Consider the following 18,926-nt stretch of genomic DNA (forward strand, 5'->3'; position numbering starts at 1 on the left):
GTTCGTCAGCGGGCGCGGTCGGCGATGAGCCCGGGCAGGTCGTCCCACAGCTGGTCGGTCTGGCGCAGTGTCTCGTCGATCGACCCGGCGGTGTCGATCACGACATCGGCGACGGCGAGGCGGGCGTCATCCGAGACCTGCGCGGCGAGGCGCGCCGCGGCATCCGTCTCGCTGAATCCCCGCAGCTCGACAAGGCGGCCCAGACGCACGTCGGCGGGGGCGTGCGCGACGACGATGAGCTCCCACGGGTCGCCCACGCGCGCCTCGACGAGGAGGGGCACGTCATAGACGACGACGGCCTCGGGGTCGTCCGCGAACGCGTCGGCGAAGCGGCGCGCCGACTCGACGCGCACGGCGGGATGCACGATCGCGTTGAGACGCGACACCGCATCGTCGTCGCCGAACACCTTCGCGCCGAGCCGGGGACGATCGAGCGTGCCGTCGGCGAGGATCATGGATGCCCCGAACTCGGCCGCGATGTCGGCGAGCACCGGCGACCCCGGCTGCTGGACGTCTCGGACGATGCGGTCGGCGTCGACGACGACGGCGCCGCGCTCGGCGAGCCGGGCAGCGATCGTGGACTTGCCCGAGGCGATGCCTCCGGTGAGCGCGATGAGAGGCATGGTGCCAGTCTGGCCCACGACCCGTCGTCGCGGCGGGTCAGAACCCGAAGTCGCCGCCCCCGAAGTCCCCGCCCCCGAGGTCGCCGAAGCCTCCGCCGTCGCCGCCCCAGCCGGATCCGGAGTCGCCCCACGCCGACGCATCGGCTGCCGGATCGGCACCGGCGTCGCCCGCGGCATCCGTCGACCCGTCCTGGAACCCCGCGTCGTACGCGAACGTCGGGGCCATGATCGCGCTGACGAGCGCCGAGCCGACGACGAAGCCGACGATGGGGCCCATGAGCGAGCCGCCCGGTGCACCGTAGGGCGAGCCGGGGCGTCCCAGAGTGCGCTCCATGAAGCCGGGATTGCGGTACTCGGCCCGTGTCGCGGCGCGCGCAAGCGAGCGCGGGTCGCTCGCCTGCGGCTGCTCGTAGGGCGGAAGGCCGGCTCGCAGCTCCGTGAGCACCTGCTGGCGCTGCGCGGGTGAGAGCTTCGAGAACGCCTCCGCGTGCACCTGCTCGATCGTCTCGGGCGGGGCTGTGCGCAGCAGGTACCGGTAGCGCTCGATCGCCATCTCGTCCTCGCTGCGCGGCGGCTGCATGCCGGGGCCCGGCTGCGGTGCGGCCTGCTGGCCGAACGGCGGCGGCGTGAGCGGCGTCTGCCCGTACGCCGGCGGCGCGGCGGGCGCGCCGTATGCCGGGGCGGCGTACGGGTTCTGCGGGACGGGCGGCGCCTGACGGTTCGTCCGCTCGGTGCCGAAGAGCCTGTCCAGGAATCCCATCGTGTCCTCCATGGGTTGCGGGGACTGCTCACGGTATATCGCGAGACTCGAATCTTGCTGTGACTCGCTGCCACGGCACGCGCGGATCCGGCCGTGACCACCCCGCGGGCCGGGTGTAATGTTCGCAACAACCGGCGGGCCTTCGGTCCCCGGCGGAACGCCGCTCAGCGGCTGACACAGGACGCGGGGGTGCTCTGGTGTCACGCACGATCCACGGGCAGCCGCTGCGGGCGGCGGGCGCGCTCCTGGTCCTGCTCGCGCTCGCGCTCGCGCTCACGGCGTGCGGCGAGTACGCGCCGGGCAACGACGGAGAGACGACTCCGGATGCCGCTCCCTCGCCGAGCTCGTCGAGTCCGAGCGCGACGCCGACCCCGACGACCGAGCCGAACGACGACGAGGGCGAAGACGAAGTGACCTATGCGTGGGGCCTCCCGCCGAGCGATCCGAGCGTGCAGGGCAACGACGGACCGGCCTACGCGGCGCTGCTGCGCGGCTGCGACAGTGCGCACGCCTTCCTGTCGCAGATCGACCTCGACGACCAGCCGTTCTGGAACCTCACGAACCCCCGGTACGTCGCCTTCTACAGCTCGGCGCTCGCGATCGAGTGCCACGGCGACTTCGGCCTCGCGCGCGCCTGGACGGAGGGCGCGATCTCGGCATACGGCCTCGCGGGAACCGACCGCCCGGGCGACCCCAAGAAGCCCGACGGATCGGGCGAGCCGCTCGAGCCGCTCGGTGCGCCCGGATACGGCGAGCCCGAGTGCGACCTGTACCGCACGCTCGTGAGCGTGCTGCGTCAGGTGCCGCCGGAGTCGCTCTCGTGCCAGGGAGGGTCGGCGCCGTCGTTCCGCAGCGAGGTATGGGACACGCCCGACGACGGCCAGGTGGTCCTGTGGGACGACCCGTGCACGTTCGACGTCGACGAGAGCGGCGTGGCCCCCGCGAGCGCGGCGGATGCGACGCCCGCCTTCTGCGTCCCGGTCGCGACCCCGCCGAGGCCGCAGACGCCGGATGCCGGCATCGAGCCGTCCCCATCGGTCTCCGCGGATCCGACCCCTGGGAGCGGCCAGTGACCGGCATCGGCGGCATCCCTCCACTCGACGACGTCGACGAGGCGGCCGACGCGGACGGCGGACAGGACGCAGGAGGCAATCAGGCCCTGCGCGGCGGGATGGTCAAGGCGCTCCTCGCCGTGCTCGTCAACGTCGGTGTGCTCACCGCCCTGCTCGTCTACTTCGGCTGGGTGCGCAGCGACCGCATGGCGACGCTGCTCGGCATCGACGAGGCGATCCTGGGGATGACGGTCGACGACTACGTGCGACGCAGCGTGCAATCGGTGTTCATCCTGCCGGTCCTCGCCGCCGCGGCCGGGCTCGTGTGGGTCGGGTTCGACCAGTGGTTCCAGCGGCGCCGCGCCCGTCTCGGCGACGACGAGCGGATCGTGCAGCTCATCGCGCGCTGGCTGTGGGTCGTCGCCGTCGGCCTCTTCCTGGTCGGCATCGTCATGGTGTTCATCGGCTACGCCGCGACCTACGTCCTGTGGCCGCTCGTCTGCGCCGCCGGCCTCCTCCTGCTGCTCTACAGCTTCGGCCTGCGCGCGCATCTGACGGACTCCGTCGGGTTCGCACCCCTCACCGAGGGCGTCCTGCGCGGGTCCATCGCGGTGCTCGTCGCCGTCGGACTGTTCTGGTCTGCCACGAACTTCGCGACGGTCCAGGGCACCGAGCTCGCCCGGGAGTTCCCGCAGCACGTCGCGAGCCTGCCGAGCGTCGAGGTCGACAGCGTGGAGCCGCTCGACATCGTCGCCCCCGGCGTCGAGACGTCGTGCCTCGGAGAAGGCCGCGACATCAGGTATCACTACCGCGGCCTGCGCCTCCTTGAATCGACAGGCGGGAACTACTTCCTGATCTCGGACGGCTGGACGCCGCAGTACGGCGTCGTGGTCGTCCTGCCGATCGGGGCAGAGGGACTGCGCTACAGCTTCGTCCGCGATGTGTCCGGTGACAGCCGGGACGCGGACTATCCCCCTTGCGAGGAGGCAACGTCATGAAGACCGCAACCGTGCGCACCGCGCTGACGCTCACGGTCCTGCTGCTGTTCACGGTGGGGCTCACCTCGTGCGGCGAGTACTCGCCCGTCGTCGAGGATTCGATCGAGGACGGGTCGGACCCGGGCCAGGACGACCCCCAGGCGGACGGCGGCACGGTCGTCGAGCCCGAGGACGAGGGGACGGATGCCGCTCCCCCGGCCCAACCGGACGACGCGGTCCCCGATCCGGCCCCGCCCGTCGCGGACGGCGGATCGGGCGGCTCGGGAGGCTCCGGCGGTTCCGGCGCGCGGGACAACGGGAGCAGGGGCGGATCGGGAGGGTCAGGCGGCGCAGGCGGCTCCGGCGGCTCCGGCGGCTCCAGCGGCTCGAGCGGGTCCGGCGGTTCAGGCGGGTCCGGCGGGTCCGGAGGCTCGGGAGGCACCACGACCTACGCGTGGGGGCTCCCCCCGACCGACACGAGCGTCACGGGCAACGACGGCCCCGCCTACGGCGCGCTCCGCTCGTCGTGCACGAGCGCCGCGAACTTCCTCGCCGCGACCACTCTGAGCATCCTGTGGCAGTTCAACACGCCGCGATACACCGTCATGTACGTGGCAGGGCTGGCGCATTGCGTCGGGCGTGCCGACCTCGGCAACGCCTACTTCACGCTCGCCATCGACCGGTACGGCGACGAGGCGATGGACCGGATCGACCTCGATCCCGTCACCTTCGATCCGCTCGACCCGCAGCCCGAGCCGCCCGGCTACGGGGAACCCGTGTGCGATCTGTTCCGCACGCTCAAGAGTGTGCGCGATCAGGTCGCACCAGACACGATCGCGTGCAGCAAGGGCGGCAGTGTCGAAGGTCCGAAGTACGAATACCAGGGCGCGGACCTCGTGGTCGACGACCCCTGCACGTTCGGCTACGACGAGAGCGCGCACCCGTGGGCCGGGCCGGGCGATTCGCCCACGAGCCTCTGCGGTCCCCTCACCGAGCAGAGCCTCGCCGACTTCGCCGACGACCCGCTGCTGCTCTTCGACGGGTGGACCGTCGACAACGGCGGCGAGATCGTGCCGCCACCGACCGCCTTCGCGGCGATCGCGACGGAAGCGCTCCTCGTTCCCGAGGAGGCTCCCGAGGCCTCGATCGAGCCGGCCGCCGACGTCGAGCCGCGCCTTCCGCCCGAGGACGCGGCGGGTGAACCGGCCACGACCGAGAGCTCGGCGGCAGAGCCCGCCACAGAGCCCGCGCCTGAAGCCGTAGCCGCCGCACCCGCCGACACCGAGCCGACCGTCACGACGCCCGCCGAATAGTCGTCCCGGTCAGCCCCGCAGCGCGACCGCCTCGCTGACCCAGCGCAGGTAGTCCTCCCACGGATCCCGCCCCGCGCGCAGCGCCTCGACGTGGGCGCTCAGGGCGTCCGAGTGCGCGAACCACTCCGTCGAGTCGAAGCGGTCGGCGGCGAACTCCGCATGGCGGCGGCGCTCGAGGTGCCGGTCGCCGCGCTCGAGCGCGAGCAGATCATCGTGCCAGATCGCGGCGAAGCGCTGCCGCGGATTCGACGTCGTGCCGATCTTCACGCGATCGGCGTAGCCGAGGTAGTAGACGACGTCGACGCGCGGCGGCGGCAGCTCGTCGTCGACGATGTCGCCGTGCCGGAACTCGCACGTCGCGCACAGCCACCCCGAGGGATGACGGATTCCGAGCCGCGACCCGCACAGCCGGCACGGCGCCGGCAGCGCGTCCGTCACGCCGTACGCCGACGCCGCCCAGTCGGCGGCGACCGCGAGATGCAGTTCGCACAGGGCGAGCGGTGCGTCGGCGGGGACGTCGCCGCGGCATCCGTCATTCACAAGACAGCGGGAGGACACGACCCGAGCGTACGAGCCGGCCCCGACATTCCCCGGAGACGGCGGAAGGGCCGCCACCCGGAGGTGACGGCCCTTCCCGATTTCGATAAGCGCTTAGCGCTGCTCAATCACCGGATTCAGTCGAGATCAGCGACCCGAGAGCTTCTCGCGCAGAGCGGCGAGCGCCTCGTCGTCCGCGAGCGTGCCCGAGGGGCCGCTGTCGGACGAGAACGAGGACGGAGCCTCGACGATCGGGTTGGCGGCCTCGGCCTCGGCGGCCTTGACGACGGCAGCCTTGTGCGCCTCCCAGCGAGCCTGGGCAGCCGCGTACTCGAGCTCCCACTTCTCGCGAGCCTCGTCCGAGCCTTCCTTCCAGGCGTTGGTCTCGGGGTCGAAGCCCTCGGGGTACTTGTACTCCCCGAGCTCGTCGTACTCCGTGGCCATGCCGTAGAGGGCCGGGTCGAACTCGGTGCCGTTGGGGTCGACCGACTCGTTCGCCTGCTTCAGCGAGAGCGAGATGCGGCGACGCTCGAGGTCGATGTCGATGATCTTGACGAAGACCTCTTCGCCGACCGAGACGACCTGCTCAGCGAGCTCGACGTGCTTGCCCGAGAGCTCCGAGATGTGCACGAGGCCCTCGATGCCGTCTGCGACGCGGACGAACGCACCGAACGGAACGAGCTTGGTGACCTTGCCCGGTGCGATCTGGCCGATCGCGTGCGTGCGGGCGAAGACCTGCCACGGGTCCTCCTGCGTCGCCTTGAGCGAGAGCGACACGCGCTCGCGGTCCAGGTCGACCTCGAGGATCTCGACGGTGACCTCCTGGCCGACCTCGACGACCTCGGACGCGTGCTCGATGTGCTTCCACGAGAGCTCGGAGACGTGCACGAGGCCGTCGACGCCGCCGAGGTCGACGAACGCACCGAAGTTGACGATCGACGAGACGGTGCCCTTGCGGACCTGGCCCTTGTGCAGGTTGTTGAGGAACGTGGTGCGCGACTCGGACTGCGTCTGCTCGAGCAGGGCGCGGCGCGAGAGCACGACGTTGTTGCGGTTCTTGTCGAGCTCGAGGATCTTCGCCTCGATCTCCTGGCCGAGGTACGGCGTCAGGTCGCGGACGCGGCGGAGCTCGATGAGCGAAGCCGGGAGGAAGCCGCGGAGGCCGATGTCGACGATGAGACCACCCTTGACGACCTCGATGACCGAACCGGTGACGACACCGTCGGTCTCCTTGATCTTCTCGACGTCGCCCCACGCACGCTCGTACTGCGCGCGCTTCTTGGACAGGATGAGACGGCCTTCCTTGTCCTCCTTCTGGAGAACCAGGGCCTCGACCTCGTCGCCGACCTTGACGACCTCGTTGGGGTCGACGTCGTGCTTGATGGAGAGTTCGCGCGAGGGGATGACGCCCTCGGTCTTGAAGCCGACGTCGAGGAGGACCTCGTCGCGGTCGATCTTCACGACGGTGCCTTCGATGAGGTCTCCGTCGTTGAAGGACTTGATGGTCAGTTCGACCGCTGCCAGGAAGTCCTCGGCAGATCCGATGTCGTTGATCGCGATCTGCTTGGTGGCCGGGGCGGCCGTTGCGGTAGTCATGTAGTGGGTTGTCCTTGTTGGGTTGGGGTGTCAGGCTTCGGCTGCGGCACCCGACCGCGCGAGCGCGAACGGATGCTTCGACCGATGCGAAGCGGATTGTGCGTGTCACTGGGAGACCGGCGCGAACCTGGTTCCCGGGCGTGGCGAGACAGCCACACGAGTGACACTCCAGGGTATCAGAACGCGCGGGTCGGCAGAGGTCCGGTCAGCGGGTGGTCGGAATAGGCGCCGTGGGGGTGCGATCCGGGTCGAACGGCGGGATGCCGCGCCCCGGCTCCTCGCCACGGAGGCGCGACAGATGATCCTGTTCGCGCTGCTGCGCATCGGCGAGCCAGTCCCATCCGGCGCGGCTCGCCGGCAACGGCGGACGGGGCGGGATCGGCGCCGACTCGGGCACGAGGGGCGCGGACGGGGCCTGGGGTGCGGCATCCACGGCCCCCTCGACGGGTGCGGAAGCTGGTGCAGCCGGCGGAGCGCCCGTCGCCTGGATCGCACCGCGGAGTCCGGACTGCGCGATGACGCGCTGGATCGTGATGCCGCGGCCGTCGGGGTCGCCAACGAAGCGGATCTCGCGGAGCCCCTGCTCCTGGGCAGCCGACTCGAACACGAAGTGGCCGTAGCCGAGGATGCGCCCGATGAAGGGCTTGTGCACCGAGATGTCGAGGATGCGCGCGAGGGGCATCGTCGCGATCCGCTGCGAGAGGATGCCATGCACGCGGAAGACCCGCATGTTCGTGATGACGAAGCGGTCGAGCCGGCGCTCGAGGATCCGCCATCCCGCGTGGATGGACAGCGCGGCGCCCACCGCGAACGGCAGCCACCACACCTCGACGGGCACGAGGACCGAGAGGAAGGCCACGAGGAGTCCGCCGGTCAACTCGAGCACGGCGCCGACGAGCGCGGCCCAGTGCTTGCGCACCTCGTCGATCACGATCTCGCCCTGATCCGCGATCAGGTGCCTCTCGATCCGCGGATCGAACAACGTCAGCCGGCGACGAGCGCTGTGAAGAAGTCGACGATCGCGGTCACGGCGCCCCAGACGGCGCCGATGACGCCCTGGACGGCGTTCGCGGCATCCTGCGGACGCGTCACGAGATAGAAGACGGCGAAGGCGATGACGAGCGCGATCGAGATGCGTTTGACGAGCTTCACGAGGAGGGGATCCTTTCGGGTGTGCGGCAGCGGGCGATCCCCCCAGAACGCATACTTCGCAACTTTCGCCCATTCCGCCGCGTTCGCCCGCGCGACGCGCCGTGCTCCGGAGGATGCGGCGCACTCCCCCCGCGGATCGCCCGTAGGCTCGATGACCGTGAGCCCGTCCGCCCCGCCCGTCCGCATCGTCACGCCCCGCGGAAGGCTCATCGGCCTCGCCGTCTTCTGCGCCCTCGTCGCCGCGATGGGCGTCGTCGTCTACGCCGTGAGCCCCACGACGCCGCTCAACATCATCGTGGGCGCCGCCGCCGTCGGCGTCTGCGGCGTCGGCGGCGGCTTCTCGCTCGTCGGGCAGTTCCGCCGCAGCACGCTGCTCGTCGCGGACGACGACGGCGTGCGGATCGAGGGTCGCGTCATGGTGCCCTGGTCGGCGATCGACCGCTTCGGCGCGGCCGGATCGGCCCTCGGCATCCGTCTCCGCTCGTATCAGGCGCTGACGGATGCCGCACCGAAGGTCTACGCCGACGATCAGCTGCGCGCGACCCGCGCCGCGTCGGGCTGGGACCTCACATGGGAGGAGCGGCTGCTCGACCGCCCCGCGAAGGACGCCGCCGCGGCACTGCGCACCCGCCGTCCCTGACGTCAGCCGCTGAGCGCCGACCGTCGAGCGACAGCGCCCCGAGGGTCAGGGGCGCAGGAGCACCTTGATCGCACGGCGCTCGTCCATCGCGGCGTAGGCCTCGGGCGCCTCGCGCAGCGGCAGCTCGAGATCGAAGACGCGGCCGGGCTGGATGGCGCCCGATCGCACGTCCGGCAGGAGCTCCTCGATGTAGCCGCGCACGGGCGCGACGCCGCCGTTGACGCCGACGTTGCGGCCGAACAGCGATCGGATCGGCAGCTCGGCCCCGCCGTTCGGGACGCCGACGTAGCCGACCATCCCGCCCGGGCGCGTCGAGCGCAGCGCCTGGTCCATGGACTCCTTCGTGCCGACGCACTCGAGCACGCGATCCGCGCCGATGCCGCCCGTGAGCTCCTGGACGCGCGCGATGCCGGCGTCGCCGCGCTCTTCGACGACGTGCGTCGCGCCGAACTCCCGGGCGAGCGCCTGACGCTGCGGGTGCCGCGACATCGCGATGATCGTCGTCGCGCCGAGGCGCTTCGCCGCGATGACGGCGCACAGGCCCACGGCGCCGTCGCCCACGACCGCGACCGAGTCGCCGGGGCCGACGCCCGCCGAGACGGCGGCGTGGTGGCCCGTGCCCATGACGTCGCTGAGCGTCAGAAGGCCCGGGATCTCGTCGTCGCCGACGGGACCGGGCACGACCGCGAGGGTGCCGTCCGCGAGCGGGACGCGCACGCGCTCGCCCTGCCCGGCGTCGGCGAAGCCGCCGAAGTGGTCGTCGCTCCCCCACCAGCCGCCCGTGAGGCACGACGTCGAGACGCCGTTGCGGCAGTTCGCGCATGTGCCGTCGCACACGTAGAACGGCGCGATGACGAAGTCGCCGGGCTTGACCTCGCGCACCTCGGGGCCGATCTCCTCGACGACGCCGACGAACTCGTGGCCGATCCGGTGCGGGCCGTGCGTCGGTGTCACGCCGCGGTACGGCCACAGGTCCGAGCCGCACACGCAGGCTGCGACGACCCGCACGATCGCATCGGCGCCCGTCGAGAGCACGGGATCGGGGACTTCTTCGACACGGATGTCGCGGGCGGCGTGGATGACGGTGGCAAGCATGCTCCGAGCCTACGATCCCGCGACGTCGAGACGGCGCGAACGACCGCTCCGCTGCACACGCATGCGTCGTTCGCGCGGTTTCGACGGCCTTCGCGCGTCAGCCCGCGAGGCTGCGCAGCGCATCGGCGATCGCCGCGTCACCCCCGCCGAAGCGGATCGTGCGGCCGATCGTCGCGGCGGGATCGTCGAGGGACGCGGCGACGACGGCTGCGACATCCGCTCGCGGCACGTCGCCCGACCCCTCGGGGTCGAGGGCGATGCGGCCCGTCGGCGCGCCGAGGGTCAGGGTGCCGGGCGCGAGGATCGTCCAGTCGAGTCCGCTCCCCCGGAGGTGCTCGTCGGCCGCCAGCTTCGCGTCGGCGTAGGCGAAGAAGGAGCTGTCCTGCGGGACGCCGTGTTCGGGGCGTGAGCCCACCCACGAGACCATGACGTAGCGGCGCACACCCGCGGCGGCCGCGGCATCCATCGACCGCACGGCGGCGTCGCGGTCGACGGCGTAGGTGCGCGACGGGCTGCCGCCGCCCGCGCCGGCCGACCACACGACGGCGTCGTTGCCCGCGACGAGGGTGGTGAGCTGCTCGAGGTCGAACGTCTCGACGTCGGCGACGAGCGGCGTGGCGCCGGTGCCTGCGACCTCCTGCTCGTGCTCGGGGTTGCGGATGACGGCGGTCACCGTGTCGCCACGTGCGACGAGCAGCGGTTCGAGCAGGAGGGCCACCTTGCCGTGCCCGCCGAAGATGAGGATGCGCGCCATGAGAAGTCCTTCCGTCGCGTCACCCCAGGCTAGGCCGGGATCCCGCACTGGGCGCCGCAGCGGCGCGCTGCTGGCACGATGGGGTCATGTGGGTGGGCTGGATCGAGTTCGACATCCTTCTCGGCGACGTGCACTCCCTCAAGGAGAAGCGCAGCGTCATTCGCCCGCTCATCGCGGAGCTGCGCCGGCGCACGGAGGCCTCGGTCGCCGAGGTCGGCCTGCAGGACCTCCACCGGCGCACGGGCATCGGCGTCGCCGTCGTCTCGGGGGATCCCGCGCACGTGCGGCATCTGCTCGACCACGCGGAAGCCGTCGTCCTGGAGCATCCTGAGCTCACACTGCTCGCCGCCCATCGGAAGCTGCAGTCGAGCGGCGACGACTGAGCTCCCGCCCCGGCAGGCGTGCACGCCTGCCGCCCCGCCCCTAATGTGTGCGCATGACTCAGGAACGCTGGCGCCGCATCACGGAGTGGCCGCTCATCATCGCGTCGATCCTCTTTCTCGCGGCGTACGCGTGGCAGGTCATCGGCGATCTCTCGGGCCCCGCCGACGTCGCCGCCGAGTCCGTCCTGTGGATCACGTGGGCCGCGTTCGTCGTCGACTACGTCGCCAACCTCATCCTCGTCGAGCGCGGCCGGCGATGGCGGTGGTTCTCCACGCATCTCTTCGACGCCGCGATCGTCATCCTGCCGATGCTGCGGCCGCTGCGGATCCTGCGCCTCGTGACGCTCCTCGCGGTGCTGCAGCGCACGGCCGGCCATGCACTTCGTGGGCGCATCTCGGTCTATGCGGGCGGCGCGGCCGCGCTGCTCGTCTTCGTCGCGGCACTCGCCGTGCTCGACGCGGAGCGCGATGCGCCCGGGTCGACCATCACGACGTTCGGCGATGCCGTGTGGTGGGCGTTCGTGACGATCACGACGGTCGGCTACGGCGACGTGACGCCCGTCACGGCCGTGGGCCGCGCGATCGCCGTGGGTCTCATGGTCGGCGGCATCGCCCTTCTCGGTGTCGTGACGGCGACGATCGCGTCGTGGATCGTCGAGCGCGTCGGCGAGCATGACGAGGAGCGGGATGCCGCGACCGTCGGCCACATCCGCTCGCTCGAGGCGAAGGTCGATCGGCTGCAGGAGACCCTCGACCGCCTGGCCGCCTGACGCGGGGCGCCTGGACCGTCAGGCCGGGACGAGCCCGCGCCGCAGCGCCGCGAGGCCGAACTCGAACGCGTCGTCGATGTCGCCGCCGAGCCGGAAAGCGCCCGCGAGCTCCATGTGGAGGAAGCCCGTCGCCCACGCGGTGACGAGCCGGGCCGCCTCCAGGCCGTGCCCCTCGCCCGCGAGCGCCGCGGCCGTGCCGAGGATCGCCGCCGCCGCGCGGTCGAGCGCCTCCTGCGGCGCGGCTGTCGCGAACATGAGGCGGAACCCCTCGGGACGCGCGTGGGCGAAGGCGCGATAGGCGCGCGCGAGGTCTTCAAGGGAGCCATCGGATGCTTCGAGGCGATCCGCCAGGTCGTCGACCGTGGCGGAGGCCACCGCAGCGATGAGCGCATCGCGGTCGCGCACGCGCTTGTAGAGCGAAGGGGCGCGCACGCCGACGCGCTCGGCGACGCCCTGCATCGTGAGCGCCGCGACTCCGCCGTCCTCGAGCAGATCACGGCCCGCGTCGACGATCGCGGTGAACGATGTGCGGTCGGGTGTCGGCATCCGTCACTCCTTCATGGCTATTGACATTAGCCATGATAGCTACGTATCGTAGCCATGCCAATCCCCCATCCGGGAGCCGCCCGAAGGAGAACCGTCATGAAGCTCGCGCCGCACCTGCACCGCCTCGGCAACGACATCGTCGCGTCCTACCTCGTCGACACCGACGAGGGCATCACGCTCGTCGACGCGGGACTGCCGGGCCACTGGAACGATCTGCAGCGCGAACTCGAGGCGATCGGCAAGACGCCCGCCGACATCCGCGGGCTGATCCTGACGCACGGCGACAGCGACCACGTCGGGTTCGCCGAGCGCCTGCGCCGCGAGCACGGCGTCCCCGTCTTCGTGCACGCCGCCGACGCGCAGCGGGCCCGGACGGGCGAGAAGCCCAAGACCCCGATGGGCCGCATGAAGCTCGGCGCGACCCTCGGGTTCTTCGGCTACGCCCTGCGCAAGAACGGCATGCGGACGACCTACGTGAAGGAGGTCGTCGAGGTGCGCGACGGCGACGTGCTCGACCTGCCGGGCGCGCCGGTCGTCATCGGCATGCCCGGGCACTCCCCCGGGAGCATCGCCGTCCACATCCCCGCAGCCGACGCCGTGTTCGTCGGCGACGCGCTCACGACCCGGCACGTGCTGACCGGGCGCGAGGGGCTGCAGCCGGCGCCCTTCACGGACGATCCGGCCGAGGCATCCGCGTCGCTCGAGCGGCTCGCGGCTCTGAAGGCGTCCTGGGTGCTGCCGGGGCACGGGGCACCGTGGCGAGGATCGCCCGCCGACGTCGCGGCGGCGGTGCGGGCAGGAACCGCCTGACGCGTGGGCGTCGAACCTACACGGCGAATTTTTGTACCAATTGGAAATATCTCTGGCATCACGTTAGTTCTACTTGGAACCAACGACGCGTCACGGCGCAGAGAAGAGACACCATCATGGACATCACGATCCTCGGGACAGGCCACATGGCGCGGACCCTTGCCGGCGGACTGCTGGGCACCGGGCACTCGGTCGTCTTCGGGTCCCGCACCCCGGAGCGGCACACCGACCTGCCCGCACCTGTCGCGACGCATGCGGTCGCGATCGCACACGGATCCGTCGTCATCAGTGCCCTGGCCGCGGCCCACTCGCTCGAGATCCTGACTCCCCTCGCCGACGCGATCGGCGACAGGGTCCTCATCGACATCGGCAACGCGGTCGACGAGAGGTTCGACCTCATCTACCCCGACTCCAGCCTGGGGGAGCGTCTGCAGCAGGCGCTCCCCGACGCGCGGATCGTGAAGACGCTGAACACGGTCGGAGGCCCGATCGGGGTCGACCCCACCCTGCTCTCGGCACCGACGACCGTCTTCCTCTCCGGGGATGACGCGGATGCCAAGGCCACCGTGTCGGGGATCCTCCGCGACCTCGGCTGGGCCGACGCTCAGCAGATCGACCTGGGCGGCATCACGACGGCCCGCGCCGTCGAGCACTACTTCCTGCTGTTCGCCGCCCTCATGGGCGCCCTGCGGAGCCCGCAGTTCAATCTGGCCATCACCCGCTGACCCGAAGGCGCACGGCGACCGGGATTCGCCGTCGGCGAGGGCGCCACCTCGCCGACGGCGAATCGGCATAGCGTGTGGAGGCATAGCGTGGAGGCATGGCGGAGAAGGGTGCGGCGATGGAAGGGCAGATCAGCCGCGACGAGCTCTCCGCCTACTTCGCGCTCCGCGCTGCCGCAGACCGACTGCAGCAGGCCGTCGCACGGCAGCTCCAGGAGTTCGACCTCACCGAGATCCAGTTCACGATCCTGGCCCAGGTCCACGACGCCGGCGAGCTGCGCATGACCGACCTGGCGCACCGCCTCGTCGCGTCAAAGAACGGGCTCACCTACCAGGCGACGCAGCTCGAACGCCGCGGGCTCATCGCCCGGCGCGTGAGCGACCACGACGCCCGCTCCGTGCTCATCAGCCTCGAGCCGGCGGGCGCGGAGCTGCTCGCACTGGTCTTCCCCGGGCACATCGCGCTGGTGCGCGAACTCTTCCTGGACCGGCTGACCCGCACGCAGCTCGCCGCCATCAGGGACGGCCTCGGCAAGGTCGCGATCGACTGAACAGCCTGTCCGGGCGCAGAGGTCGTGCCCCCGGCATCCTCCCGTGCTCGCGGAATCAGGCGGCGAGCGCCGCATCGCGCTCGGCGACGATCGCGCGGACGGCGTCGCGGCCCGCGCGATTCGCTCCGACTGTCGACTGCGAAGGCCCGTACCCGATCAGGAAGAGCCGCGGCTCGTCGAGCGCGCGGCCGTCCGCGACCCGGATGCCGCCCTGGGGCGTGCGCAGGCGCAGCGGTGCGAGGTGGTCGATCGCGGCGCGGAAGCCCGTCGCCCACAGGATGACGTCGGCGGGCTCGAACGAGCCGTCGGGCATCCGCACGCCGTCCTCCTCGATCGAGGCGAAGAGGGGATGCCGCACCAGCACGCCCCGCTCCTGCGCGGCCCGCGCCCACGGCGTCCAGTGCATGCCCGTCACCGAGATGACGCTGCCCGGGGGAAGGCCCCGTCTGACGCGGTCCTCGACCCCCGCGATCGCGGCGACCCGCGCCGGGATGTCGAAGTCGTCCTCGGTCCACTGCGGTTCGCGGCGCGTGACCCAGAAGGTGTCGGCGACGTGCGAGATCTCGTCGAGCAGCTGCACGGCCGAGATGCCCGCACCGACGATGACGACGCGCTTGCCGGCGAACTCGTCGGCCGAGACGTAGTCGGCGACGTGCAGCTGGCGGCCGCGGAAGCGCTCCTGGCCGGGGAACCGGGGCCAGAACGGGCGCGTCCATGTGCCCGTGCTGTTGACGACGAAGCGCGCCGCCCACGTGCCGCGGTCGGTCTCGACGAGCAGCCGCCCTTCGGGATCGTCGTCCTCGCGGCGCACGGCCCGCACCTTGACGGGCCGCTGCACCTCGAGCGCGTATCGCTCCTCATAGGCGGCGAAGTACGCGGGAAGGATGTCGCGGCTCGCGCTGCGCGGATCCGCGGGCGGCACGGCGAACCCCGGCAGCTCGTGGATGCCGTTGACCGTCGCCATCCTGAGCGACTCCCAGCGGTGCTGCCACGCGCCCCCAGGGCCGGCGTTCGCGTCGAGGACGACGAAGGTCTCGTCGCCCGCACCGGCCCGCGACACGGGGACGAAGCCGCGGCGCTGCAGGTGGTAGGCGGCCGAGAGGCCCGCCTGGCCCGCGCCGATCACGACGACGTCGACGGTCACGGGCTGCACGGGTGGTGAAACGGTCGGGCGCGGGCCGCTATTCCGGGGCGCCATGTGGCCGGTGGGGCTACTCCCCCGCCTCTTCGCGCGCCTCCGCGACGGGATCGCCGAGCGTCGAGTGGTGTCGGCCCCACAGCAGGTAGAAGCCGAGCACGACGGCGAGCCACACGAAGAACCACACGAACGCCGTCCACGGCAGCCCCGACATGATGTAGACGCACGCCGCGACCGAGAGGATCGGCACGACGGGGTAGCCCGGCACGCGGAAGCCGCGCGGCAGATCGGGCTGCGTCCGCCGCAGCACGATGACCGCGATCGAGACGACGATGAAGGCGACGAGGGTTCCGATCGACACGAGGTCCCACAGATCGCCGAGCGGAACGAATCCCGCGAGCAGCCCCACCGCGATCGCGACGACGACTGTCGTGAACTCGGGCGTGTGCGTCCGCGGGTTGACCCGCGCGAAGGCCTTGGGAAGCAGGCCGTCGCGGCCGATCGTGAAGAGGATGCGGCTCTGCCCGAACAGCGTCACGAGTGTGACGGAGAAGATCGAGATGACCGCGCCGGCCGCGAGGATCGTCCCGCCCCACGTCGCGCCCAGGACGTCCTGCAGGATGACGGCGAGGCCCGCCTCCTGCTGCGCGGGGTCGGAGAAGTCCTGCCACGGCTGCGTGCCCAGCGCCGCGACGGCGACGAACAGGTAGATCGCGACGACAGTGATGAGGGCGATGACGATGGCGCGCGGGAGCGAGCGCTGCGGGTCCTTCACTTCGTCGCCCGCCGTCGCGACGGCGTCGAGCCCGATGAACGTGAAGAAGATCGTGCCCGCGGCGGCCGTGATGCCCGCGGCGCCCATCGGTGCGAAGTCGGCGAAGTAGTCGGCGTTGAAGGCCGTGAAGGCGATAGCCCCGAACATGACGAGCACGCCGAGCTTGATGAGCACCATGATCGTGTTGACCGTCGCCGACTCACGCGTTCCGCGGATGAGCAGGAGGGCGCACAGTGCGACGAGCACCATCGCCGGCAAGTTGACGTACCCGCCCTCGGCGGGCGCCGAGCTGAGCTCGGGCGGGATGCGCCAGCCGAACAGGTCGTCGAGCAGCTGGTTGAGGTAGCCGCTCCACCCCGACGACACCGCGGCCGTCGAGACGCCGTACTCGAGCGTGACGCACGCCGCGACGCCCATCGCGGCGAACTCCCCCATCGTCGCGTAGGCGTAGGAGTAGGACGACCCCGAGACCGGCACCGCCGAGGCCATCTCGGCGTAGCACAGCGCCGAGAGCCCCGCCGCGAGCCCAGCGAGCAGGAACGAGACGATGACGGCGGGCCCCGCGAGCGGCACGGCCTCGTGCATGACGAAGAAGATGCCCGTGCCGACCGTCGCGCCGACGCCCAGCATCGCGAGGTGGAACGTGCCGATCTGCCGTGTCAGCCCGCCCGGCGTCGCGGTGGGCGGCACGACCGGCTTCCGGCGCAGGAGCTGCTCGCGAAGACCCACGGATGCCCCTTCCCTCGGCTGCTCGTCAGCGTAGCGGGCGGGATGCGCCGCGGGGAGGATGCCGTGCTGGGGCGCCTAGCCGACGTCGCCGTCGACGTACCACCAGCGACCGGCGTGAGGGACGAAGCGGCTGCGCTCGTGGAGGATGCCGCGTTCGCGGCCCTGTCGCCAGTGCGCCCGGAACTCGACAGTGCCCGACGTCTCGCCCGACTCTGCGTCCACGATCTCGAGCTTCGTCCAGCGCATGTCGGGCTCGAGGTCGATCGAGGCGGACCGCGTGCGCGGATGCCACGATTCGGCGAGGTACCGCGCGTCTCCCACGAGGAACGCCGTGTAGCGCGAGCGCATGAGACGTTCGGGGGTGGGCGCGGGCTCTCCGCGCAGCAGCGGGCGGCAGCATCCGTCGAATCGATCTCCGCTGCCGTACGGACACGGGTCCGCCGCCTCGATCCGCGGGAATCCGTCCGCCCGGGATGCCGCCTGCCCGAAGGACATCAGCGGAGCGCCTTCGCGGCGCAGTCGACGCAGCGCACGGCGGTCGGCCGCGCCTCGAGCCGGCCGGCGGGGATCGCGCGGCCGCAGTCGATGCAGACCCCGTAGGTGCCCGCTGCGACGCGGGCCTCGGCCGCGTCGAGCTCGACGAGGTCGGAGGCGGCGGCCGCGCGCAGCCCCTCGAGGCGCGACCACTCGGCCGACAGCGTGACGCCCTCGGGGTCGTGCTCGTCGTCGGCGGAGTCGGCCGCGCGATCGCGGCGCAGCTCGCCGATCTCGGCGTCGAGCAGTGCGAGGCGCCGCTCTGTCGCGACTTGGTGCTCGCGCAGGAGCTCGGCGGCCGCGGTCATGGCCTCGAGCCTACGTTCCGCACCGGTCGTCGTCGTGCCCCGCCGGGTCCTAGCGTTGAGGCATGCGCATGCCCACGAGCCTGCGCGCCTCGCGGCGCGCACCGCTCCTGCAGGTTCTGAAATCCGCCGTCGCGACCGCGGCCGCATGGCTCGTCGCGGGCTACCTCGTGCCCGGGCCGCCTCCTGTGTTCGCGGCGATCGCCGCGCTCCTGGTCGTCCAGCCGAGCCTCAACCAGTCGCTCACGCGGGCGATCGAACGCAGCGTCGGCGTCATCGCGGGCGTGCTCCTCGCCTCGGCGCTCAGCATCCTGCTCGGCAACGAGACGTGGGTCATCCTCGTCACGACCGCCGTCTCCCTCCTGCTCGCGTGGGCGCTGCGGATGACGCCGGGCACCGCCAACCAGGTCGCGATCAGCGCCGTGCTCGTGCTCGCGCTCGGCACCGCGACGCCCTCCTACGCGGTGGACCGCATCCTCGAGACCCTCATCGGCGCGCTCATCGGCATCGTCGTGAACCTCGCGATCGTCCCGCCCGTCGCCGTCGCGCCGGCGCACGCGGCGGTCGACGCGTTGGGCGAGGCGCTCGCCGCGTCGCTCGATCGCCTCGCCCGCGCACTGCGCGAGCCGCAGACGCCGTCCGAGCTCGCGCGGCTCCTCGAGGATGCACGTCTCGTGCGGGCGGAGCTCGACGACGCCGAGGAGGCGATCGCGGCGGGCGCGGACTCGCTCGCGCTCAATCCGCGCAGCCGCCGCCATCGCGACGAGCTCGCGGCGCTCGAGGAGCTCGTCGAGACGTTCCGCCCCGTCGTGACGCAGATGATCGGCATGACACGCGCGTGCGTCGACCGCTACGACCCGTCGCTCGAGCACGAGCCGACGGTGCTCGCGATCGCCGAGCAGCTGCGCCGCGCCGCCCACGACGTGCGGCTGCTCGTGAGCCGCGCCGAGCCTGTCGTCCCGCTGGCCTCGGCCGTCCCGGCGGATGACACGGGCGCGCTCACGACCCCGCTGTCGATCGCCCGGCCGTCCGAGACGCACTGGATCCTGGTGGGTTCGCTGCTCGAAGACCTCCGGCGCATCCACGAGACCCTGACCGAGCCGCTCGCGGCCCGCCGCTCACGGACTACCGGGTGACGTCGACGGTGAACGCGACGTCCCGGAT

Annotated in this window: 23 protein-coding genes; 10 read left to right on the forward strand and 13 right to left on the reverse strand. The window is 71.7% G+C overall.

Going from position 1 to position 18,926, the window contains the following annotated elements:
- Positions 1-5 precede the first annotated feature (5 nt).
- Together coaE and MJ607_RS08695 are read right to left on the reverse strand one after the other, a co-directional pair.
- Complete coding sequence (gene coaE / locus MJ607_RS08690; protein WP_243075163.1) at positions 6-623, reverse strand: dephospho-CoA kinase; 618 nt, start codon at positions 621-623, stop codon at positions 6-8.
- Positions 624-660: 37 nt separating this feature from the next.
- Positions 661-1,383, reverse strand: coding sequence for a hypothetical protein (locus MJ607_RS08695; protein WP_243075164.1), 723 nt, complete (start codon positions 1,381-1,383; stop codon positions 661-663).
- Between the two features lie 197 nt (positions 1,384-1,580).
- Between MJ607_RS08695 and MJ607_RS08700 the strand changes: the two genes are divergently transcribed.
- The 3 genes from MJ607_RS08700 to MJ607_RS08710 are packed head-to-tail and all read left to right on the forward strand — an operon-like array spanning position 1,581 to position 4,725.
- A complete protein-coding gene (locus tag MJ607_RS08700; protein WP_243075165.1) occupies positions 1,581-2,456 on the forward strand; it encodes a hypothetical protein in 876 nt (291 codons plus the stop codon).
- Positions 2,453-3,433, forward strand: coding sequence for a hypothetical protein (locus MJ607_RS08705; RefSeq protein WP_243075166.1), 981 nt, complete (start codon positions 2,453-2,455; stop codon positions 3,431-3,433). Before MJ607_RS08700 ends, MJ607_RS08705 begins: the two co-directional genes overlap by 4 nt.
- Positions 3,430-4,725, forward strand: a complete 1,296-nt coding sequence (locus tag MJ607_RS08710; protein WP_243075167.1) for a hypothetical protein — start codon at positions 3,430-3,432, stop codon at positions 4,723-4,725. Before MJ607_RS08705 ends, MJ607_RS08710 begins: the two co-directional genes overlap by 4 nt.
- A 9-nt stretch (positions 4,726-4,734) precedes the next feature.
- Here MJ607_RS08710 and MJ607_RS08715 read toward each other — a convergent pair whose 3' ends face one another.
- From MJ607_RS08715 to MJ607_RS20195, 4 genes are all read right to left on the reverse strand, one after another.
- On the reverse strand, positions 4,735-5,283 hold the full coding sequence (locus MJ607_RS08715; RefSeq protein ID WP_243075168.1) for a GIY-YIG nuclease family protein: 549 nt from the start codon (positions 5,281-5,283) through the stop codon (positions 4,735-4,737).
- Between the two features lie 126 nt (positions 5,284-5,409).
- Positions 5,410-6,858 carry a 30S ribosomal protein S1 gene (gene rpsA / locus MJ607_RS08720; protein WP_243075169.1) on the reverse strand — a complete coding sequence of 483 codons (1,449 nt, stop codon included), beginning with the start codon at positions 6,856-6,858 and terminating at the stop codon, positions 5,410-5,412.
- Between the two features lie 205 nt (positions 6,859-7,063).
- Positions 7,064-7,789 (reverse strand): PH domain-containing protein, encoded by a 726-nt coding sequence (locus MJ607_RS08725; protein ID WP_243075170.1) that lies wholly within the window; start codon positions 7,787-7,789, stop codon positions 7,064-7,066.
- A gap of 53 nt (positions 7,790-7,842) precedes the next feature.
- The gene (locus MJ607_RS20195) at positions 7,843-8,010 is read right to left on the reverse strand and encodes a hypothetical protein (RefSeq protein WP_243075171.1); all 168 of its coding nucleotides are present in this window, start codon (positions 8,008-8,010) and stop codon (positions 7,843-7,845) included.
- A 157-nt stretch (positions 8,011-8,167) separates the two neighbouring features.
- Between MJ607_RS20195 and MJ607_RS08735 the strand changes: the two genes are divergently transcribed.
- The gene (locus MJ607_RS08735; RefSeq protein ID WP_243075172.1) at positions 8,168-8,650 is read left to right on the forward strand and encodes a hypothetical protein; all 483 of its coding nucleotides are present in this window, start codon (positions 8,168-8,170) and stop codon (positions 8,648-8,650) included.
- 45 nt (positions 8,651-8,695) lie between these two features.
- Here MJ607_RS08735 and MJ607_RS08740 read toward each other — a convergent pair whose 3' ends face one another.
- The gene (locus MJ607_RS08740; protein ID WP_243075173.1) at positions 8,696-9,745 is read right to left on the reverse strand and encodes a zinc-dependent alcohol dehydrogenase family protein; all 1,050 of its coding nucleotides are present in this window, start codon (positions 9,743-9,745) and stop codon (positions 8,696-8,698) included.
- Positions 9,746-9,842: 97 nt separating this feature from the next.
- Entirely contained in the window at positions 9,843-10,499 is a 657-nt protein-coding gene (locus MJ607_RS08745; RefSeq protein ID WP_243075174.1) for an SDR family oxidoreductase, read from the reverse strand.
- 86 nt (positions 10,500-10,585) lie between these two features.
- Here MJ607_RS08745 and MJ607_RS08750 point away from each other — a divergent pair, with 86 nt between their 5' ends.
- Together MJ607_RS08750 and MJ607_RS08755 are read left to right on the forward strand one after the other, a co-directional pair.
- The gene (locus MJ607_RS08750; RefSeq protein ID WP_243075175.1) at positions 10,586-10,882 is read left to right on the forward strand and encodes a DUF503 domain-containing protein; all 297 of its coding nucleotides are present in this window, start codon (positions 10,586-10,588) and stop codon (positions 10,880-10,882) included.
- Between the two features lie 53 nt (positions 10,883-10,935).
- Positions 10,936-11,652, forward strand: coding sequence for a potassium channel family protein (locus MJ607_RS08755; protein WP_243075176.1), 717 nt, complete (start codon positions 10,936-10,938; stop codon positions 11,650-11,652).
- Positions 11,653-11,670: 18 nt separating this feature from the next.
- Here the strand turns inward: MJ607_RS08755 and MJ607_RS08760 are convergent, their stop codons facing one another.
- Positions 11,671-12,198, reverse strand: a complete 528-nt coding sequence (locus tag MJ607_RS08760; RefSeq protein ID WP_243075177.1) for a TetR/AcrR family transcriptional regulator — start codon at positions 12,196-12,198, stop codon at positions 11,671-11,673.
- A 96-nt stretch (positions 12,199-12,294) separates the two neighbouring features.
- On the opposite strand from MJ607_RS08760, the gene MJ607_RS08765 reads away from it, so the two are divergent.
- From MJ607_RS08765 to MJ607_RS08775, 3 genes are all read left to right on the forward strand, one after another.
- Entirely contained in the window at positions 12,295-13,008 is a 714-nt protein-coding gene (locus MJ607_RS08765) for an MBL fold metallo-hydrolase (protein WP_243075178.1), read from the forward strand.
- Between the two features lie 116 nt (positions 13,009-13,124).
- Positions 13,125-13,733: an NADPH-dependent F420 reductase gene (locus MJ607_RS08770; RefSeq protein WP_243075179.1), complete on the forward strand. Its 609-nt coding sequence runs from the start codon at positions 13,125-13,127 to the stop codon at positions 13,731-13,733.
- A 95-nt stretch (positions 13,734-13,828) separates the two neighbouring features.
- Complete coding sequence (locus MJ607_RS08775) at positions 13,829-14,281, forward strand: MarR family winged helix-turn-helix transcriptional regulator (protein ID WP_243075180.1); 453 nt, start codon at positions 13,829-13,831, stop codon at positions 14,279-14,281.
- 55 nt (positions 14,282-14,336) lie between these two features.
- Here MJ607_RS08775 and MJ607_RS08780 read toward each other — a convergent pair whose 3' ends face one another.
- The 4 genes from MJ607_RS08780 to MJ607_RS08795 all read right to left on the reverse strand — a co-directional run bounded on the left by MJ607_RS08780 (position 14,337) and on the right by MJ607_RS08795 (position 17,765).
- Positions 14,337-15,434: an NAD(P)-binding domain-containing protein gene (locus MJ607_RS08780; protein ID WP_243075181.1), complete on the reverse strand. Its 1,098-nt coding sequence runs from the start codon at positions 15,432-15,434 to the stop codon at positions 14,337-14,339.
- Between the two features lie 58 nt (positions 15,435-15,492).
- A complete protein-coding gene (locus MJ607_RS08785) occupies positions 15,493-16,923 on the reverse strand; it encodes an APC family permease (RefSeq protein WP_243075182.1) in 1,431 nt (476 codons plus the stop codon).
- Positions 16,924-16,998: 75 nt separating this feature from the next.
- Complete coding sequence (locus tag MJ607_RS08790; protein ID WP_243075183.1) at positions 16,999-17,418, reverse strand: YchJ family protein; 420 nt, start codon at positions 17,416-17,418, stop codon at positions 16,999-17,001.
- The gene (locus MJ607_RS08795; protein ID WP_243075184.1) at positions 17,418-17,765 is read right to left on the reverse strand and encodes a TraR/DksA C4-type zinc finger protein; all 348 of its coding nucleotides are present in this window, start codon (positions 17,763-17,765) and stop codon (positions 17,418-17,420) included. Before MJ607_RS08795 ends, MJ607_RS08790 begins: the two co-directional genes overlap by 1 nt.
- A gap of 62 nt (positions 17,766-17,827) precedes the next feature.
- Here MJ607_RS08795 and MJ607_RS08800 point away from each other — a divergent pair, with 62 nt between their 5' ends.
- Positions 17,828-18,898, forward strand: coding sequence for an FUSC family protein (locus MJ607_RS08800; RefSeq protein ID WP_243075185.1), 1,071 nt, complete (start codon positions 17,828-17,830; stop codon positions 18,896-18,898).
- Positions 18,899-18,926: the final 28 nt, after the last annotated feature.

It is taken from the genome of Microbacterium sp. SS28 (genome assembly GCF_022761035.1).
In the GTDB taxonomy this organism is placed as follows: domain Bacteria; phylum Actinomycetota; class Actinomycetes; order Actinomycetales; family Microbacteriaceae; genus Microbacterium.

Coding starts and splice junctions, on each gene's coding strand:
- coaE (WP_243075163.1), bottom strand. CDS start 623: ATGCCTCTCATCGCGCTCACCGGAGGCATCGCCTCGGGCAAGTCCACG.
- MJ607_RS08695 (WP_243075164.1), bottom strand. CDS start 1,383: ATGGGATTCCTGGACAGGCTCTTCGGCACCGAGCGGACGAACCGTCAG.
- MJ607_RS08710 (WP_243075167.1), top strand. CDS start 3,430: ATGAAGACCGCAACCGTGCGCACCGCGCTGACGCTCACGGTCCTGCTG.
- rpsA (WP_243075169.1), bottom strand. CDS start 6,858: ATGACTACCGCAACGGCCGCCCCGGCCACCAAGCAGATCGCGATCAAC.
- MJ607_RS08740 (WP_243075173.1), bottom strand. CDS start 9,745: ATGCTTGCCACCGTCATCCACGCCGCCCGCGACATCCGTGTCGAAGAA.
- MJ607_RS08745 (WP_243075174.1), bottom strand. CDS start 10,499: ATGGCGCGCATCCTCATCTTCGGCGGGCACGGCAAGGTGGCCCTCCTG.
- MJ607_RS08750 (WP_243075175.1), top strand. CDS start 10,586: ATGTGGGTGGGCTGGATCGAGTTCGACATCCTTCTCGGCGACGTGCAC.
- MJ607_RS08755 (WP_243075176.1), top strand. CDS start 10,936: ATGACTCAGGAACGCTGGCGCCGCATCACGGAGTGGCCGCTCATCATC.
- MJ607_RS08760 (WP_243075177.1), bottom strand. CDS start 12,198: ATGCCGACACCCGACCGCACATCGTTCACCGCGATCGTCGACGCGGGC.
- MJ607_RS08765 (WP_243075178.1), top strand. CDS start 12,295: ATGAAGCTCGCGCCGCACCTGCACCGCCTCGGCAACGACATCGTCGCG.
- MJ607_RS08770 (WP_243075179.1), top strand. CDS start 13,125: ATGGACATCACGATCCTCGGGACAGGCCACATGGCGCGGACCCTTGCC.
- MJ607_RS08775 (WP_243075180.1), top strand. CDS start 13,829: ATGGCGGAGAAGGGTGCGGCGATGGAAGGGCAGATCAGCCGCGACGAG.
- MJ607_RS08790 (WP_243075183.1), bottom strand. CDS start 17,418: ATGTCCTTCGGGCAGGCGGCATCCCGGGCGGACGGATTCCCGCGGATC.
- MJ607_RS08795 (WP_243075184.1), bottom strand. CDS start 17,765: ATGACCGCGGCCGCCGAGCTCCTGCGCGAGCACCAAGTCGCGACAGAG.
- MJ607_RS08800 (WP_243075185.1), top strand. CDS start 17,828: ATGCGCATGCCCACGAGCCTGCGCGCCTCGCGGCGCGCACCGCTCCTG.